Here is a 17,754-nt window from a genome sequence, read left to right as displayed (position 1 = left end):
ACTTGAGTGAAATCAAAGCCGGCCGAGAGGAGATCCGATAGAACCTTTTCGAACGGCCTGAGCATAGGAGGAGAGATTGCTTCAGAATATCCGCAGTATCCTGATCGGTCTCACGGAGGAGGGAGACGAAAGAGAGACTTCCTCTGCCTTGACCTACGGCCTCGGCTTGGCACGAGAGGCAGATGCCCACGTAACCGTCCAGGCAGCCTCACTGAAGCTCGTCATGACGCACGCCTTCGTCAGCCACGTGGCTGCAGGGCTGGTCGCTGCCGAGAACCGACGGCTTGACGCTCTTGCTGCGGCCGTCGCCGACACGGCACGGCAGGCAGCCGCCACCTCGGGCTTGGCCTGCACCGTCGAAGCGCCGCAGCTTGCTTACCCGAATCTGATCCGGAGTTTCACGTCCCTCGCACGCATGCACGACCTCACGGTTCTAGATGCGGAACCCGTCGCGCTTGCCGTCGACAGAGGCCTCATCGAGGCCATTCTGACCGGCAGCGGGCGCCCCCTCGTGGTCGTTCCTCCCGGGTTCGACAAATTCCGGATGGACCGTGTCATCGTGGCATGGGACGGCAGTGCCAAGGCGGCACGGGCCCTGAACGACGCCCTCCCGTTTCTGCGTGCAGCCGGACAAGTCGATCTCGTGAGCATCACGGGAGAGAAGGATCTGCGTGAATCCATTCCAGGCGCCGACATTGCGCCCCACCTCGCGCGACACGGGATCAACGCCACTGTCCTGGATCTGCCGGCCTTGGATAGGGACGTGGCCGAGACCTTACGCAACCACGCCACGTTGAGCCGCAGCAGCATGATCGTGATGGGGGCCTTCGTGCATTCCCGTCTGCGTCAGTTCGTTCTCGGCGGAACGACGCAGTCGCTCCTTCATAGCAGTCCCGTACCACTCCTCCTGTCGTATTGATCCGCCGAAGGTAAACGTCTTCTTTGGTGAGAGAGCATCTCGCAGCCACACGGGATAGCCCACGACCGCCCGCTTGTACTAGGCCCAGGCTTCCGGAACGCCAGATACGCTCAACCGATCCAACCTGCATCTCCGCTCGGAAGTGCAGGTTCCGGACCCCTTCAGAACCGGCTCAGTCTGTACCTGGGGTTCGGCTCCAGTGCTCACTGGAGCCTGTCTCTGTTACTTGGCCTTGGAGGGAGCATTCGCGGAGGCGCTCGTCTTCTCACCTTGGCCGCTGCGTCCCTGGATCTGAACCCGGGTCGACTGTTCCTGGGCTTTGCTCTTGGGAATGCTGACTGTGAGAACGCCATTGTCGAACGTGGCGTGAACTTGGTTAGGGCTCACGGCAAAGGGTAGCCGCAAGGAGCGCTGGAAGCTTCCATAGGAACGCTCGACGAAATGGAAACTCTCCTTCTCGTCCTTCTTCTCGAAGCGCTTTTCTCCACGAATGGTCAAGACGCCGTTGTCGAGCGTAATGTCCACATCCTCAGGTGCCACCCCGGGAAGCTCCGCCGTGACGCGGAGGTCGTCCGCAGTTTCGGATACATTGATGTGGGCGGGAACGAAGCCGAGATCCCCGTTCTCGCTTGGACCAGTGGCGGAACCACGCAATACATCGTCGAACAGACGATTCATCTCTCGATGGAGTGAAAGGAAAGGATCACCGCGTCCACCTGCATAGAAGGGTGTTAATGGGTTACGAGCCATTGCATATACCTCCTCGGTCGGTCGGCTCCAGAACGGCGCCGTTCGGCTGTTTGCTCTGCCGAAGCGTGTGGCACTTCATGGCGAAGGCCGTCCTTTTCATCATCTGCTCTCAGAGCGCTATTCGACTTTGACTTTGGTCAAAGAAATGGCCCGATTGGCGCGGTAGGTTTTGCTCACGGTCTTGGATCCGAAGATAGCCGCGTCATGCGCACGCTATGGGACCGCCAAGCTTCGCTGTCCGCGTCCCGATCCTGCTCACAAGAACCGGGAGGAACTCCGAATGACGATAAATGCCTTCGCAAGAAGGATGTCTGTGCCACGGCCTCGAACGCCTTGGTATCCGGACGATCTGCTTCTGCAAATTCAGCAGACACTCGGCGCCCTGGCGGATATCGAATTTCGCTATGAAACCGAACGCCAGCGCCTTCAGGCATCGGATGAGAACGGCCAAGTCTGCAGCCGTTTGGCCGAAGAACTGGAACGTCGCTATCAAGCAGAGCGCGAACCCTGCATCCGGTCGCTGACCGACCTGCAGGAGTGCCTGACCAATGTCATGGGACTTCAGGCGCCAGGCGCGATCGGCTGATGCACGGAATGGTGCTGAAGGCCATTCGGACGCCATTGGTTTTGATGGATATGCCTGAGCTTCGCCCCGCCCGGGGCGAAGTCCGATTGCGCGTCGAAGCCTGCGCCGTCTGTCGAACGGATCTCCATGTCGTAGATGGCGACCTCCCGACTCCCAAGCTTCCTCTTATTCCGGGCCATGAGATCGTTGGAATTGTAGATGCCGTAGGCGATGAGGTTATGGGCCTAAGCATCGGCGACCGGGTCGGCGTTCCATGGCTTGGTCACACCTGCGGACATTGCCGCTATTGTCTGTCGGGACACGAGAACCTTTGCGACGCACCGCTCTTCACCGGCTATACCCGTGACGGCGGCTACGCCACTCACGTCGTGGCGGATTCCGCTTACGTCTTCCGGCTCGATGGGTTCTCCGATCCCGTGGCGACGGCGCCCCTGATGTGCGCAGGTCTGATCGGATGGCGCTCCCTCGTTGCAGCCGGTGACGGAGAAACGGTCGGGCTTTATGGATTTGGAGCAGCCGCTCATATCATCATGCAGGTCTGCCGATGGCAGGGACGCCGAGTCTTCGCGTTCACGCGACCGTCTGACGAGACCGCGCAAAACTTCGCTCGCTCTCTCGGCGCGGACTGGGCTGGGGGCTCGGATCAAATGCCGCCGGAACTTCTCGCTGCTGCCATCATCTTCGCACCTGTCGGCGCCCTCATTCCGGCAGCCCTGCGAGCTGTGAGGAAGGGAGGACGGGTCGTGTGCGGCGGGATCCATATGAGCGATATTCCGAGCTTTCCCTACCGCATTCTGTGGGAGGAGAGGCAGATCGTCTCCGTCGCCAACCTCACTCGCCGCGACGCGACCGAGTTCCTTGAAATCGCTCCACGGGCCGGGGTCAAAAGCAAGACAATCCAATACCCGCTCAATGCTGCCAACGAAGCACTGGCGGACCTTCGCGAAGGATACCTCGAGGGTGCTGCTGTGCTTATTCCCTAGGAAGATCTCCCGAAGACATCTGCCCGCTCAGGATCGTTTGTGCCTCTGTTGGGTCCTCGCTGCTTCCGGCTGCGTATAGATGGCCATAATCCTCGTCATTTCATCATTGTAGTCCCGAACGGTCTCGCCGGCCCAGCGGGCCTGGAGGGTCATGGCATCCATGAGATTTTTGCAGGAAGCGATCTGCTGCGCGACGGTTCCGTCCTTTTCGAGGCGATGGGCAAGGAACTCGATAATTTCCCTTTGGCATTCGGCGGATGCCTTCAGCCAGGAATCCATACCGACGAAAAGCGCATGGCCATTCTCGGCTGCGAGCGTATTGAACGCCGCTGCGCTGCGGGCAGGATCGGCCGCCGATGATTTCTGTGCGGTCATGGGGATCTCCTCGTATCGCGTTTGGACGGAAATTCGAGTGCCGCGTAAAAATTCGGGCAGGCAGACGCACGAACTGGAGACGCAAACTGCTACCGGGAAAGTTGAAGCCAAGCTCCGGCAGCCATAGCGCAGCTTCCACTAGCCTCGAAGGCGATACCGAAACGAACCGGAAAACTTCAGAGCTCGGCGTGCCAGAAGAATCGGACCCTCGAAGCCCGTACGCCGACAGTAGCGACAATGTAGACTACAATATGAACGCCGACGCCGATTTTTCAGTTATCATAGAGAGAAATCGTCGACGATTTGATCCGAGAACACTCATATGCCTGACGCATTGCGGGTGAGCTGTGCGTTCGAAATATCTGGGAAGTTCCACCTCGGCAGGAACAGGCGTCTCAGCACGTCAGGATCTTTTGCCGAAACTTGAGAAGATCTTGATTCAAGACAAGGTGGTCATGAGAGGCGTCCGGCACACTTGAAGTGATTGTTGCGCTGAGATCCGGTCTCCTCGGAGTTTGAGATGCGATCTTTCCATTCGAATAGTCGCGAAAACGACATTGGTACGACCATCGTTCCCGATCCGCCTGCGCCGTCCGGTAAGGCAAGGCTGGAGGTATCCAGACCGGCGGTCATAGCGGATGGAATACGTAAGGGGGCTGAGCTCCATCACCTCCGGAAGGTCCTCGATCATATTGCCTATGCAGGATTGGCGCGCCTGACGAGCGGATTGTCGCCGGCATCACTGATAGAAGCCTATACCGATTGGGCCTTACATTTGTCGAATTCTCCCGGCAAACGGGTCGAGCTTGCCATCAAAGCCGCTCGAAAATGGACGCGATTGTCGCGATTTGCTTACCGCTCTGCGCTGGAGGGAGGAACCTCGGAAGCATGCATCACTCCACCGGCACATGACCTTCGCTTCGCTAGCCCGGAATGGCAACGGTGGCCCTACAATGTGATCTATCAGGCGTTCTTGCTGCAGGAAGAATGGTGGCACAACGCAACGACGGATGTGGGGGGCGTCACGAGTCAGCACGAGGCCGTTGTTGAATTCGTCGCACGGCAGTTTCTCGATATGGTTTCGCCGTCAAATGCGCTTTTATTGAATCCTGTGATCCAGCACCGGATCATGGAAACGGGTGGGCGGAACCTACTCGATGGATTTCGCAATTTTCTCGACGACTGGGACCGTGTTGTTCACAACAAGCCTCCTGCCGGTGCGGAGGCGTTCCGCGTTGGCCGCGATGTCGCCGTAACGCCAGGCAAGGTGATCTACCGCAACCGCCTGATGGAACTGATCCAGTACGCGCCGACGACCGATAAGGTCAGACCAGAGCCAGTTTTAATCGTGCCGGCTTGGATCATGAAGTATTATATCCTCGACCTTTCCCCGGAGAATTCGCTGGTTCGCTACCTGAACAGTCGCGGTTTCACGGTCTTTATCGTCTCCTGGAAGAACCCGACCATCGAGGACTCGGATATCGGACTGGATGACTATCGCACTCTTGGCATCATGGCCGCGCTCGATGCTCTGAATGCCGTAGTGCCCGGCGCACCGATCCATGCAGTCGGATACTGTCTCGGCGGCACCCTCCTCGCCATCGCCGCCGCAGCCATGGCATGTGATGACGACGAGCGTCTCAAGACTGTCACCTTGCTTGCCGCTCAGGTGGATTTCCGTGAGGCCGGTGAGCTCACACTCTTCGTCAATGAAAGTCAGATTCATTTCCTCGAAGACATGATGCACAGCCAAGGCTATCTGGACGCCCGCCAGATGGCCGGGGCATTCCAGCTGTTGCGCCCCAACGACCTCATCTGGTCGCGGGTTGTCAGACACTACCTTATGGGCGAGCGTACTCCCATAAACGATTTGATGGCTTGGAATGCCGACACAACACGAATGCCGTATCGAATGCATTCGGAGTATCTCAGGAGCCTTTTCCTTAATAACGACCTTGCCGAAGGCCGCTTTCTGGTCGGCGGCAGACCGATTACGGTGAGAGACATACGTGTCCCGATCTTTGCCGTCGGAACGGAGCGCGATCATGTCGCTCCCTGGCACTCCGCCTTCAAGATTCATCTCTTGACCGATACCGACATCACATTTCTGCTCACCACCGGCGGCCACAATGCCGGGATTGTGTCCAGCTCCACGCATTCCAATGCAAGCTTCCAGATCCTGACGAAAGCGGCCGGAGACGCCTATCTCGATCCGGACAATTGGGCCAAGATCGCGCCTCGCCTCGACGGATCGTGGTGGCCCGCATGGGCCGACTGGCTCGCCCTCCATTCCAGCGCACCTGTGTCCCCACCGGAAATGGGGGCACCGGAACTCGGATACGCAATTGTCACAGACGCACCCGGGACCTACGTCCTGCAAACCTAAGGTGTGACCATCGTCTTAAGAACACCATCACGGTGGCTGGCAAAGCGGCCAGTGACCCTTTCGGCAACGCCAATGAGTCACCAAAGGCATCCTTAGACAATCTGCGGTTCACCGGCCTTGACCTTACCACCGTGGGAACCTGCACATTTCCTGCGATTGCCGTAGGAGTATCCGAGACCGCCATGAATCATGACCAGACCGCGAACGCGAGCAAACGACAGAGCCATTCACATCATCATGCTCACGACGCTCATGCCGAACATCCTCAGGCGTCTCCCGGCTTGATGGGGGCCGTGAAGGACCCTGTCTGTGGAATGACGGTCGACCCGCATACCACCCCGCATCGTGCGCGGTACCAGGGCAGACCATATTACTTCTGTTCCTCCGGCTGTCAGACAAAGTTCACAGCCGAGCCCGCAAAATATACAAGTCCAGCGATAGCGGGTAACGCGGAGACCGCTTCCCAAGACGCGATCTACACCTGTCCGATGCACCCCCAGATCCGGCAGGTCGGTCCAGGCTCGTGCCCGATCTGCGGCATGGCACTCGAACCGGTTCTCGCCTCTGCCGAGACTGGTCCCAGCCACGAACTTGCCGACATGACGCGCCGGTTTTGGATCGGCCTGGCTCTTGCCGCTCCGGTGTTCGTGCTGGAGATGGGCAGTCATCTGACAGATCTCGGCCATATCGTCAGTCAACGGGCGTCGAACTGGATCCAACTGCTTTTGGCGACCCCGGTTGTGCTCTGGGCGGGCTGGCCGTTTTTCGTGCGTGGATGGCAATCGCTGGTGAGCAGGAACCTGAACATGTTCACCCTGATCGCCATGGGCACGGGCGTCGCCTGGATCTACAGCGTCGTCGCAACCCTGGCACCCGGCATGTTCCCTGCAGCGTTTCGCGGCCATGACGGTACGGTCGCGGTCTATTTCGAGGCCGCCGCCGTCATCACCGTGCTCGTCCTGCTGGGACAGGTCCTGGAGCTGCGCGCTCGCGAGACAACGAGCGGCGCCATCCGGGCGCTGCTCGATCTGGCGCCGAAGACGGCTCGGAAGATCTTGGCTGACGGCACGGAACAGGAGGTCCAGCTCGACACCGTTCAGGTTGGGGACCGCCTCCGGGTGCGGCCGGGCGAGAAGGTGCCGGTCGACGGCGTCGTTGTCGAGGGGCGCAGCGCGGTGGATGAGTCCATGGTCACCGGCGAGTCGATGCCGGTCACCAAGGAGGTCGGCGCTAAGGCGATCGGCGGCACCATGAACCAGTCGGGCGGACTGGTGATCGAGGCCGAAAGGGTCGGGCGCGACACCGTGCTGTCGCAGATCGTGCGGCTTGTGGCCGAGGCCCAGCGCAGCCGCGCCCCAATCCAGCGCCTAGCCGACCAAGTCTCAGGCTATTTCGTACCTACCGTGATCGGCGTGGCAGTGCTGGCCTTCATCGCCTGGGCGATCTGGGGACCGGAGCCGCGCTTCTCGTACGGATTGGTGGCGGCGGTGGCAGTGCTGATCATCGCCTGTCCCTGTGCGCTCGGACTCGCGACCCCGATGTCGATCATGGTCGGCGTCGGGCGGGGAGCGCAGGCCGGAGTGCTGATCAAAAACGCAGAGGCACTGGAGCACATGGAGAGGGTCGACACCCTCGTGGTCGACAAGACCGGGACGCTCACCGAGGGCAAGCCGGCCGTCACTTCCATCGTGCTGGCCGCCGGCTTTACCGAAGCCGATGTTCTGCGCCTGTCCGCCAGCGTCGAGCGGGCAAGTGAACATCCGCTGGCAGTCGCCATCGTTGCCGCAGCCGAGAAGCGGGGTATCGCGACCGCCTCCGTCACGGACTTCGACTCTCCCACGGGCAAGGGCGCGCTGGGCACGGTCGAGGGCCGCCGCGTCGTCCTCGGCAACAAGGCCTTCCTGGCCGAGCATGGCATTGACGTGGCTTCCCTGGCCGAGCAGGCCGACAGGCTTCGCGCGGACGGTGCAACAGCGATCTTCGCCGGCATCGATGGTCGGGTGGCCGGCGCCATCGCGATTGCCGATCCGGTGAAGCCTTCGACACCGGAGGCGCTCGCCGCCTTGAAGGCCGAGGGCGTGCATGTCGTGATGCTCACCGGCGACAACTGGACCACCGCGAAGGCGGTCGCGCAGCGGCTCGGAATCGACGAGGTAGAAGCGGAGGTCCTGCCGGATCAGAAGAGCGCCGTCGTCCAGCGGTACAAGGCGGCCGGTCGTGTGGTCGCGATGGCCGGCGACGGCGTGAACGACGCCCCTGCCCTGGCGGCCGCCGACGTCGGGATCGCCATGGGAACAGGCACCGATGTGGCCATGGAAAGCGCCGGCGTGACCCTCCTCAAGGGCGATCTGACGGGGATTGTGCGGGCACAGCGGCTGTCACGGGCCACCATGCGCAACATTCGCCAGAACCTGTTCTTCGCCTTCGTCTACAACGCCCTTGGGGTGCCGGTGGCGGCAGGCATACTCTATCCGTTCTTCGGGATACTGCTCTCGCCGATCATTGCCGCGGCGGCCATGGCCCTTTCCTCCGTCAGTGTGATCGGCAACGCGATCCGCCTGCGCGCCGCGCAACTGTAGCGCTGTGATCTGTCGATCCAGATCACTTCCAGAGGCGCAAGCGGGTCGATAGGGCTTGAGCAAACGAAAAGCCCGCCGGGCAGGACCGGCGGGCTCGCATAATCGCAAGAACGAAGTCGTGGCTATTCTTCGGCGGTACCTTCGGCGTCGTCGCCGTTCTCGCCGTCGTCCTCGGCATCCTCACCTTCGATGTGCTCCACCGAAACGACACGCTCCTTGTCACGGGTCGAGAAGACGGTCACGCCCTGGGAGTTGCGGCCAACGGTGCGGATGCCGTCGACCGGCACGCGGATCAGCTGGCCGCCATCCGTAACGAGCATGATCTGGTCGGAATTCTCGACCGGGAAGGACGCCACGAGCTGGCCGTTACGGCCATTCACCGCCATGGCCGTGATGCCTTTGCCGCCGCGGCCCGTGATGCGGTACTCGTAGGACGAGGTGCGCTTGCCGTAACCCTTCTCGGAAAGGGTGAGGATGAACTGCTCGAGCGCACTCATTTCCGCATAGCGCTCCGTGGAAAGAGCATCCGCGGAGACATTCTCCTCGTCACCCGCCTCCACGGCCTCGGCTTCGCCGTTGGCCTGCTCGCCGGTGATGGCGCGGCGCATCTTGAGATAGCCAGCGCGTTCCTCGCCCGTCGCTTCCACGTGACGCAAGATCGCCATGGAGATGATCCGGTCACCGTCGGCGAGGTTGATGCCCCGCACGCCCATGGAGTCACGCCCCTTGAAGACGCGGACTTCCGGTACAGCGAAACGGATGCACTGGCCCTTGGCGGTTGTCAGCAGCACGTCATCGTTCTCGGTGCAGATCTGCACGTCGACGATGGCTTCACCCTCGTCGAGCTTCATGGCGATCTTGCCCGCGCGGTTCACCTGCGCGAAGTCCGACAGCTTGTTGCGGCGGACCGTGCCACGGGAGGTGGCGAACATGACGTCGAGCTTGTCCCAGGACGCCTCGTCCTCCGGCAGCGGCATGATCGTATTGATGCGCTCGCCCTGCTCGAGCGGCAGCATGTTGACGAGGGCCTTGCCTTTGGCATTAGGCGCCGCCAGCGGCAGGCGCCAGACCTTCTCCTTGTAGGCCTTGCCCTTCGACGAGAAGAAGATCACCGGCGTGTGCGTGTTGGCCACGAACAGACGCGTGACGAAATCCTCGTCACGGGTCGACATGCCGGAGCGGCCCTTGCCGCCGCGGCGCTGTGCCCGATAGGTCGAAAGCGGCACGCGCTTGATGTAGCCGGCATGCGATACGGTGACGACCATATCCTCTCGCTGGATCAGATCCTCGTCATCGACATCGGAATCCCAATCGACGATCTGGGTCTTACGTGGCGTCGCATAGGCATCGCGGATCTCAGTCAGCTCAGCCTTGATGATACCCATGATACGCTCGCGCGAGCGCAGAATATTGAGATAATCCGAGATCTCAGCGGCGAGCTTCGACAGTTCGTCGCCGATTTCGTCGCGGCCGAGAGCGGTGAGGCGCTGCAGGCGGAGATCGAGGATGGCGCGGGCCTGCGTCTCGGACAAGCGATAGGTGCCGTCCTCATTGATCTTGTGGCGCGGATCGTCCACGAGAGCGATGAGCGGCGCGATGTCCTGGGCCGGCCAGTCGCGGCCCATAAGCGACTCGCGGGCGGCGTTCGGATCCGGCGCCGTGCGGATGAGACGGATGACCTCATCGATATTGGCGACGGCAGTCGCAAGGCCACACAGCACGTGGGCACGCTCGCGGGCCTTGTTGAGCAGATACTTGGTCCGGCGGGAGACGACTTCCTCGCGGAAATCCACGAAGGCGCGGATCAAATCCTTCAGAGCCATCAGCTCGGGACGACCGCCGTTCAGCGCCACCATGTTGGCACCGAAGCTCGTCTGCAGCGGCGTGTAGCGGTAGAGCTGGTTAAGCACCACGTCCGCCATGGCATCGCGCTTGAGCTCGACGACAATGCGCATGCCGTCGCGGTCGGATTCGTCGCGCAGGTCGGAAATGCCTTCGAGCTTCTTCTCGCGAACGAGTTCAGCGATCTTCTCGATCAGCGAGGCCTTGTTCACCTGATACGGGATCTCGGTGAAGATGATGGCTTCGCGCTCCTTACGGATCTCCTCCACTTCGGACTTCGCGCGCATCACGATGGAGCCGCGGCCGGTGGTATAGGCGGAACGCGCGCCCGAGCGACCAAGGATCAGGCCGCCGGTCGGGAAGTCGGGTCCCGGAATGATCTCGATCAGACGCTCGGTCGAAACATCCGGATCGTCGATGTAGGCAAAGCAGCCGTCGATCACCTCGCCCAGATTATGGGGCGGCATGTTCGTCGCCATGCCGACAGCGATGCCGCCGGCGCCATTGACGAGCAGATTCGGATAGCGCGCTGGAAGAACGGCGGGCTCGAACTTCGACTCGTCGTAGTTCGGATTGAAATCGACCGTGTCCTTGTCGATGTCCTCGAGCAGAGGCATCGCCGCGCGGGTCAGGCGGGACTCGGTGTAACGCATGGCCGCCGGAGGATCGCCGTCGACCGAGCCGAAATTGCCCTGTCCGTCCACGAGCATGACGCGCATGGCGAAATCCTGCGCCATACGCACGAGGGCATCGTAGATCGATTGGTCGCCGTGCGGGTGATATTGACCCATCACGTCGCCGACGATGCGGGACGACTTCACATGCTTCTTATCAGGCGTGTAACCGCTCTCGTTCATCGCGTAGAGAATGCGGCGATGCACGGGCTTGAGGCCGTCGCGGGCATCAGGCAAAGCGCGGCTGACGATCACGCTCATGGCGTAATCGAGGTAGGAACGCTTCATCTCGTCGACGATGGAAATCGGCTTCACATCGCTAGCCGGCTGCTCGCCCCCGGGGCCGCCAGTGCGGTTGTCATTCGGATCGGTCAAAGTCGGTCTTTCTCAAAACAGTCTACCCGTCGACCCGGGCGGGTTTGCCGCCGCATCTTTCAAGTCTGGGAGACCCCTGCGAATCCAAAGAAAATCAAGTTCTTAGATGGGCGATTGAGAGCCATTTTTCAAGGGATTTCAGGCGTTTTCCAAAGGCCAGAGCAGTCCTAATGGAGCGCTATCTGACGCATGGCCCAGTAGGGGGAAAATACGGCGATCAAATCGACGAGCGCCGGTTGCCTTGAAACGTCATAACTTGCCGTTTCTGCGCCAGCGTGGCATGGGATGACGAAAGGGAATTCGGGGGCAGAAATGAATTGGGTCGTCTGGGCGGTCGCAGCCGCCGTCGTGCTGTACGTGATTGCGGTCTATAACAGCCTCGTCACCCTTCGGGCCCGCGCCACTCAGGCCTTTGCCGATATCGACGTTCAGCTCAAGCAGCGGCACGATCTGATCCCGAATCTCATCGAGACCGTGAAGGGATACGTGGCCCACGAACGGGGCACGCTCCAGGCCGTGGTTGAGACCCGCAATGCCGCCATCAAAGCCCAAGGTCCGGCGGAGCAGGCTGCGGCGGAGGGCGCCCTATCCGGTGCTTTGGGACGGCTCGTCGCCCTGGGTGAGGCCTATCCGGACCTGAAGGCCAGCGCCAATTTCCAGCAGCTTCAGACCGATCTTGCGGATATCGAAGACAAGCTTGCCGCCGCGCGCCGGTTCTTCAACAACGGCGTTGCCGAATACAACGCGGCGATCCAGCACTTCCCAGCGGTCCTTTTTGCCGGGATCATGGGTTTTCGTCCTCAGGCGTTCTTCGACCTGGGCGAGACCGACCGGAAGGCTCTCGAAGCGCCGCCGAAGGTTGCGTTCTAGGCGAGCGCGCCCGTGCTGCAGGCTTTCGGCCTCTATACCCATATCCAAGCCAATCGTCGGCGCTCGGCCCTGCTGATCGTCGGGCTTTTCCTGCTCTTCTACCTCATGTCCTTGGGCCTCGCGCTTCTTCTGCGAGCCCTCCTGGACGACGGGACAGGGACGTTCGAGGCGTTGTTTCAAAGTGCCCTGTGGGGCTGCCTGTGGTTCTCGCCCTTCATCACCGGGCTGGTGGCTCTGTGGGTCTGGTGCGGCTTTCGTTTCAATGATTTCCTTCTCAGCCTGACCACGGGCTCGAAGCCTCTCGCGCGGCGGTCTTCCCCTCGCCTCTACAATCTTCTCGAGAACCTTTGCATCTCCCGCGGCATGACGGTGCCGAAGCTGCGCGTGCTCGAAACCGAAACACCCAACGCCTTCGCCTCCGGTACGCGGCCGGAGCAATACACCGTCACCGTAACGCGTGGTCTCCTCGATCTCCTCGACGAGCGCGAACTGGAGGCGGTGCTCGCCCATGAGCTGACCCATATCCGGAACGAGGATGTCCGCACCATGATGGTTGCGGTGCTCGTCGTCGGGGTCATGTCGTTCATCGGCGAGATCGTCTATCGCGGCCTGAGGGACGGTACGAGCCTGCTCGACGATTCTTCGGACTCGAAGGGCGGAGGTGGCAAGGTCATCGCCGTCATCGTGGCAGCCGTGTTTATCTTCATCGCCTGGTGGCTTTCCCTGGTGGTCCGCTTTTCCCTGTCGCGCCGACGCGAATACCTAGCCGATGCCGGGGCCGTCGAATTGACCAAGAATCCCGATGCGATGATCTCGGCGCTTCGGAAGATCGAGGGCAAGGGCGAGCTGAAAGGAGTGCCGTCGGCCGTGATGGAGCTCTGCCTCGACAACCCGCGTTCGGGCTTTGCCGACCTCTTCGCCACGCACCCTTCGATCGAGGACCGGATCGCCGCCCTCGTCCGCTATGCCGGAGGCAATGCGCCCCTCGCCAAGGCTCAAACACCGACAATACCGGAGGCACCGGCTGCCTAGGCCCTTACGAGCAGCGCCGTCGCATCGTCGCTTTCCTTGAAGCGGGGATAGCGTGTTCCAGCCGGATCGACGGTCGTCTCGATCTCCCTGGCCCGCTGGACCAGCGGCTCGAGCCCGTCCTTCAATCCCGCCGCCATAAGCCCCGCGGCATCGACCTCCTGATAGAGGTCGACCAGAGCCGAGAATCCATCGCTGGCCAGAAGAATGACCGTTCCGTCCGCACAGGGAATCTGCTCGTGGCGAAGCTTGTCCGCTGCAGTCGGATCAAGCCCCAGCAGGGCCAAACCCTTGCTTTGCTTCTGTCGTTCCCGCCGGCCCCGCAGCCAATCCTGGAAGAGCGGTGTCTCGGTGATGGTCTTCGGCGTGGCGCCGCTCGCCTTGAGGAGCTCTGCCGCCTTGGCGGATTCCTGCACCCGCAGAGCCGGAGCCTCACCAATGGTCTGAACAGCGCCGTCGGGCTGGCGCACATAGGCGGTGGTATCGCCGAAGGTCCAGATGTCGAGCAGGGCTCCGTTCCGGTACACGAGGGTCATGGCGCCGAGCGGCCAGGTGACAAAGTCATGGCGCGCCTCCGGCGCTTTGGCCAGGAAGGCCACCCTCGCCTCCTCCATGACATGCCGCAGCAGCGCCGGGCCGTTGCCGTCATAGGCCCGCGCCGCAAGCTCCGAGAGGCGCTCTGTCGTAAACCGGGCAAGCCAGGCCGCATCGCTCTTCTCGCCCATGATTGGTGCCGTGCCAGGGAAAATCGAGGTGTCGATCACCCAGGCCCAGTCTCCGGACGCGCCGAAGGAATCTTCGTTCGCCTTGTTGGGCGAACCGGCCCAGCTGATCCGATCCACAATCGTAAACATCGTTGCAATGCCCTCTCGTCAAAACCGCTCGACGACGCCATAAAGCAAAGCTGACGACAAGGTCCAGCCGATGCTCTTCGATTACATTTCCGCCGCCCTCGTCACGCTCCTGGTGACGCTCGATCCACCGGCGCTGGCGCCGATCTTCATCTCGCTGACGCGGGGCATGAACGGCGACGAGCGACGACGGGTTGCGATCCGCGCAAGCCTCATCGCCTTCTGTATCCTGGCCTTTTTCGGCCTGGGGGGCGAGGTCCTGCTGCGGCTTTTAGGGGTTGGTATCCCGGCCTTCCGTATCTCCGGTGGCCTGCTGCTGTTCTGGATCGCCTTCGAGATGGTCTTCGAGCGCAGGAACGAACGCAAGCAGCATACGGCTGACATCGCCATCACCGAGGACCATATCCGCAACGTCGCGGCCTTTCCTTTGGCGATTCCCCTCATGGCCGGGCCAGGGGCCATCACGGCCGTGATTCTGCTTGCCGGGCGGGCGAACAGCAATGTGGTCTACCTGTCCTCCCTGATCGTCCTGATCGCGCTCGGCGTGATCTCCTGCTTTGCGGTCTTCATGGCTGCCGAGCGGGTCTCCCGGCTTCTCGGCGTCACCGGCAACGTGGTGCTCAGCCGCCTTCTCGGCGTGATCCTCGCGGGTCTCGCCGTGCAGTTCATCATCAACGGCGTGGAGGCTCTGGTGAGGGGGACTGGGCCCTAGCTTTGTCTCGTATGAGGATGTTCATGCCCGGTTTCGGGATATTGCGCTCCCGAACAACCCATCCGCGTTTTTCGTAAAAGGCCTGTCGCTTCTCGCGCGAGAGGAGATAAGCGCGAGGGAAGCTCTCACCCCATGCTGAGCGGAATGCTGTCTCGACCAGCGCCTCGCCGATTCCGCGTGCGCGATGGTCGGGCTCCACCCAGAGAGCGGCAATCCAAGGCGTATATTGCGGCCGGGTTTCCTCGTCGCAGGCGATGAGGGAAACAGTGCCAAGGAAATGATCCCCCGCATAGGCGACAAACGTTGTCGGAATCGGATCGTCTCCGAGGCTTTTCTGGACAAGATCGCGGAGCAGGCTCAGAGGATGCCCCTGCTCCTTCCAGAATGCACGCCAGACGCGATCTGCGACGATATCGACGAAATCCTGTCGTTCGCGCAGATCGCAGATCGTCATCGCGCTCAGCGCAGCGTCTCCAGGAGCCTCGTCATCAGCTGCCGCCGCGGGGCGATGGACGAGATCAGGCCGTATTCGTTGAGTGTATGCGCACCGTCGCCGTCGATCCCGAGGCCATCGAGGGTGGGAATGCCGATAGCAGCCGTGAAATTGCCGTCAGAGCCACCGCCGACCCTGTCGCAGGACACCAGATCGAACCCGATCTCGGCGGCCAGCGCCTTTGCGTGCTCGAAAAGCTTTCCCGTCTCCGCGGAGCGCTCATAGGGGGGCCGGTTCATGCCGCCCGTTACGCTCACCTTGAAGTCCGAGCTGCTGGGCGCCAAGCCGAGCAAGGCCTTCGTCATCCGCTCGCCATCGGCAACGGTCTCGACACGAAGGTCAACCGGGAACCGGCAATGTTGCGGGATGGTGTTCACTGCGGTGCCCCCGGACACCATACCCACCGAGGTGGTGATACCGCGGGAATAATCGGTCAGCGCCTCGACTGCGAGGATCTGGCGGGCCGCCTCGTAGACGGCGTTGCGGCCATCCTTGTGGCGCGAGCCGGCATGGGCCGGCCGACCTTCCACGTGCACGTCGAAGCGGCCAACACCCTTGCGCGAAGTCACGATCCGGCCACCATCGCGGGCAGGCTCCGTCACGAGCGCGAAGGCTGAGCGGCGGCCGATATCCTCGATCACCGGACGCGTGGTCGGGCTGCCGATCTCCTCGTCAGGCGTGACGATGAAAACCATCGGCCGGGAGGCGCTGCCCCGGCGGGCCACGTCCTTGAAGGCCTCAAGGGCGAAATAGGCGCCCCCTTTCATGTCATAGATGCCAGGACCGTAGAGCCTGTCGCCTTCAACCCGGAGCGGCAGATCGCTCTCGATCGTGCCGACGGGATGGACCGTGTCGAGATGCGACATGAGCAGCACGGCCGGCTCGTCGCGCTCAGGCCCGGCCCGCAGGATGAGCGCATCGCCTAAGCCCTCCTTGCCCGGCAGCCGCTCGACGGCAACCGGCGCATCCGCCATCTGCGCGACGACGAGATCCATCATGAGGTTCACGCCCGCCACATCGTGGGTCGGGCTTTCTGTGCGGATCCAGTTGAGAAGAGTATCGAGGGCGGAAGCGTCCATGGCGAGGTCGGGTTCCAGAAACGAAGGGAAAAGGTTCGCCGAGGTTCTTAAACGGCGCGGCCGGGCCTGTCACCAATTCCCGGCGCATGGCCGCCGTGCCCGAGCCGGGACACAAGGCCCGGCTCGACGGCAGAAAGCTTCAGATAACTGGTTACGTGCCTTTGTCCTAGAACGGGATATCGTCGTCGATATCGGAGAAGCGGGAGGGTGCGCCACCGGAGGCCTGAGCCGGCGCCGGCCGCTCCATCGGCGAGGAACGCCCGAACTCGCCGCCGCGGCTGATCTGCCCCGCCTCCTCCTCATACTCGCCCGAACCGCCACCGCGGCTGTCGAGAATCGTCAATTCGCCGCGGAACCGCTGCAGCACCACCTCGGTGGTGTACTTCTCCTGGCCCTGCTGGTCCTGCCACTTGCGCGTCTGCAGCTGGCCCTCGATGTAAACCTTCGAGCCTTTCTTCAGGTACTGCTCCGCCACCCGCGCCAAGTTCTCGTTGAAGATCACCACCGAGTGCCACTCGGTCTTCTCCTTGCGTTCGCCCGACGCCTTGTCCTTCCAGGTCTCAGAGGTCGCAATCCGCAGGTTCACCACCGGCTCGCCCGAGTTCAGACGCCGCACCTCAGGGTCACGCCCCAGGTTGCCGACCAATATCACCTTGTTCACACTGCCTGCCATCGGGGCGTCTCCTGTTCGCTCAGGCTGTTCTGTCGCCCCTCGCTCGGCAGAACAAGCCGCGGCTCAGGTTCTGCACAGCCCTGTCCCCAATAAATGACCCGCTCAGACTGTCTTCCAGCAAATTATGGTGCGATGGCCCGCTGCGCCTCCGCCAAGGCTTGGTCGCAAGCCTCTTTATTCCCAGCTTTATCGGCCTCCCTCGCGCGGGAGAGGGAGGCTACAGCAACCTCAAGGGACTTTCCTTCGCCCAGTTTCTGCTCAGCACCGGCGATCGAACCTGGAGTCGGCTGGTGGTGGAGGAGCGCGCCCGAGCTTTCACGAGCAGCCGGACCCACCCCTGCCGTGGCGTCGATCCGAGCGTCGAGTTGGGCCTGCACCCGGTCGATGGCCGTGGCGCACGGCCCGGCAAAGCTGGACAGCGTCGAGAGAATAAAAGCCGTCGACGTGAGAACCGATATTCGAACAACGTTCATGACGTAACCTCCCCAAAAGGCAACGCCCAGCCCCATTAATCGTATCGGTGCCATCATATCAGAGATAGGCGGCACTCACGACCCTACCCGTTTAAGCCAAGAGAT

General features: G+C 61.8%; 16 protein-coding genes. 8 read left to right on the top strand and 8 right to left on the bottom strand.

All coding sequences use genetic code 11. The features are described 5' to 3' along the window. Positions 1-76 precede the first annotated feature (76 nt). A complete protein-coding gene (locus K9B37_RS21285; RefSeq protein ID WP_224315548.1) occupies positions 77-919 on the top strand; it encodes a universal stress protein in 843 nt (280 codons plus the stop codon). A 222-nt stretch (positions 920-1,141) separates the two neighbouring features. Here the strand turns inward: K9B37_RS21285 and K9B37_RS21280 are convergent, their stop codons facing one another. After that, positions 1,142-1,669, bottom strand: a complete 528-nt coding sequence (locus K9B37_RS21280) for an Hsp20/alpha crystallin family protein (protein WP_224315547.1) — start codon at positions 1,667-1,669, stop codon at positions 1,142-1,144. 313 nt (positions 1,670-1,982) lie between these two features. Between K9B37_RS21280 and K9B37_RS21275 the strand changes: the two genes are divergently transcribed. Both K9B37_RS21275 and K9B37_RS21270 read left to right on the top strand, forming a co-directional pair. After that, positions 1,983-2,255: a hypothetical protein gene (locus K9B37_RS21275; protein WP_224315546.1), complete on the top strand. Its 273-nt coding sequence runs from the start codon at positions 1,983-1,985 to the stop codon at positions 2,253-2,255. Continuing rightward, positions 2,255-3,238 carry a zinc-dependent alcohol dehydrogenase family protein gene (locus K9B37_RS21270; RefSeq protein WP_224315545.1) on the top strand — a complete coding sequence of 328 codons (984 nt, stop codon included), beginning with the start codon at positions 2,255-2,257 and terminating at the stop codon, positions 3,236-3,238. Before K9B37_RS21275 ends, K9B37_RS21270 begins: the two co-directional genes overlap by 1 nt. 27 nt (positions 3,239-3,265) lie before the next feature. Here K9B37_RS21270 and K9B37_RS21265 read toward each other — a convergent pair whose 3' ends face one another. Continuing rightward, on the bottom strand, positions 3,266-3,613 hold the full coding sequence (locus K9B37_RS21265) for a phasin family protein (protein ID WP_224315544.1): 348 nt from the start codon (positions 3,611-3,613) through the stop codon (positions 3,266-3,268). 520 nt (positions 3,614-4,133) lie between these two features. Here K9B37_RS21265 and K9B37_RS21260 point away from each other — a divergent pair. Together K9B37_RS21260 and K9B37_RS21255 are read left to right on the top strand one after the other, a co-directional pair. After that, positions 4,134-5,999 carry a PHA/PHB synthase family protein gene (locus K9B37_RS21260; RefSeq protein ID WP_224315543.1) on the top strand — a complete coding sequence of 622 codons (1,866 nt, stop codon included), beginning with the start codon at positions 4,134-4,136 and terminating at the stop codon, positions 5,997-5,999. Positions 6,000-6,181: 182 nt separating this feature from the next. Beyond that, entirely contained in the window at positions 6,182-8,578 is a 2,397-nt protein-coding gene (locus tag K9B37_RS21255) for a heavy metal translocating P-type ATPase (RefSeq protein WP_224315542.1), read from the top strand. 122 nt (positions 8,579-8,700) lie between these two features. Here K9B37_RS21255 and gyrA read toward each other — a convergent pair whose 3' ends face one another. Then, the gene (gene gyrA / locus K9B37_RS21250) at positions 8,701-11,469 is read right to left on the bottom strand and encodes a DNA gyrase subunit A (protein WP_224315541.1); all 2,769 of its coding nucleotides are present in this window, start codon (positions 11,467-11,469) and stop codon (positions 8,701-8,703) included. 312 nt (positions 11,470-11,781) lie between these two features. On the opposite strand from gyrA, the gene K9B37_RS21245 reads away from it, so the two are divergent. Both K9B37_RS21245 and K9B37_RS21240 read left to right on the top strand, forming a co-directional pair. Further along, complete coding sequence (locus K9B37_RS21245; protein ID WP_224315540.1) at positions 11,782-12,339, top strand: LemA family protein; 558 nt, start codon at positions 11,782-11,784, stop codon at positions 12,337-12,339. Between the two features lie 12 nt (positions 12,340-12,351). Next, positions 12,352-13,371, top strand: coding sequence for a M48 family metallopeptidase (locus K9B37_RS21240; protein ID WP_224315539.1), 1,020 nt, complete (start codon positions 12,352-12,354; stop codon positions 13,369-13,371). On the opposite strand, the gene K9B37_RS21235 is transcribed toward K9B37_RS21240, so the two are convergent. Beyond that, positions 13,368-14,222, bottom strand: a complete 855-nt coding sequence (locus K9B37_RS21235) for a protein phosphatase 2C domain-containing protein (protein ID WP_224315538.1) — start codon at positions 14,220-14,222, stop codon at positions 13,368-13,370. The two genes, K9B37_RS21240 and K9B37_RS21235, sit on opposite strands and share 4 nt — an antisense overlap. 70 nt (positions 14,223-14,292) lie before the next feature. On the opposite strand from K9B37_RS21235, the gene K9B37_RS21230 reads away from it, so the two are divergent. Then, on the top strand, positions 14,293-14,931 hold the full coding sequence (locus tag K9B37_RS21230) for a MarC family protein (RefSeq protein WP_224315537.1): 639 nt from the start codon (positions 14,293-14,295) through the stop codon (positions 14,929-14,931). Here the strand turns inward: K9B37_RS21230 and K9B37_RS21225 are convergent. From K9B37_RS21225 to K9B37_RS21210, 4 genes are all read right to left on the bottom strand, one after another. Beyond that, a complete protein-coding gene (locus tag K9B37_RS21225; protein WP_224315536.1) occupies positions 14,891-15,385 on the bottom strand; it encodes a GNAT family N-acetyltransferase in 495 nt (164 codons plus the stop codon). The two genes, K9B37_RS21230 and K9B37_RS21225, sit on opposite strands and share 41 nt — an antisense overlap. A 5-nt stretch (positions 15,386-15,390) precedes the next feature. After that, complete coding sequence (locus K9B37_RS21220) at positions 15,391-16,503, bottom strand: M20 family metallopeptidase (protein ID WP_224315535.1); 1,113 nt, start codon at positions 16,501-16,503, stop codon at positions 15,391-15,393. A 166-nt stretch (positions 16,504-16,669) separates the two neighbouring features. Further along, a complete protein-coding gene (locus K9B37_RS21215; RefSeq protein WP_224315534.1) occupies positions 16,670-17,176 on the bottom strand; it encodes a single-stranded DNA-binding protein in 507 nt (168 codons plus the stop codon). Between the two features lie 122 nt (positions 17,177-17,298). Further along, entirely contained in the window at positions 17,299-17,649 is a 351-nt protein-coding gene (locus K9B37_RS21210) for a hypothetical protein (RefSeq protein ID WP_224315533.1), read from the bottom strand. Positions 17,650-17,754 lie beyond the last annotated feature (105 nt).

Source organism: Microvirga puerhi, assembly GCF_020089865.1.
GTDB lineage: Bacteria > Pseudomonadota > Alphaproteobacteria > Rhizobiales > Beijerinckiaceae > Microvirga > Microvirga puerhi.
This window is presented reverse-complemented; position numbering and strand designations above follow the sequence as displayed.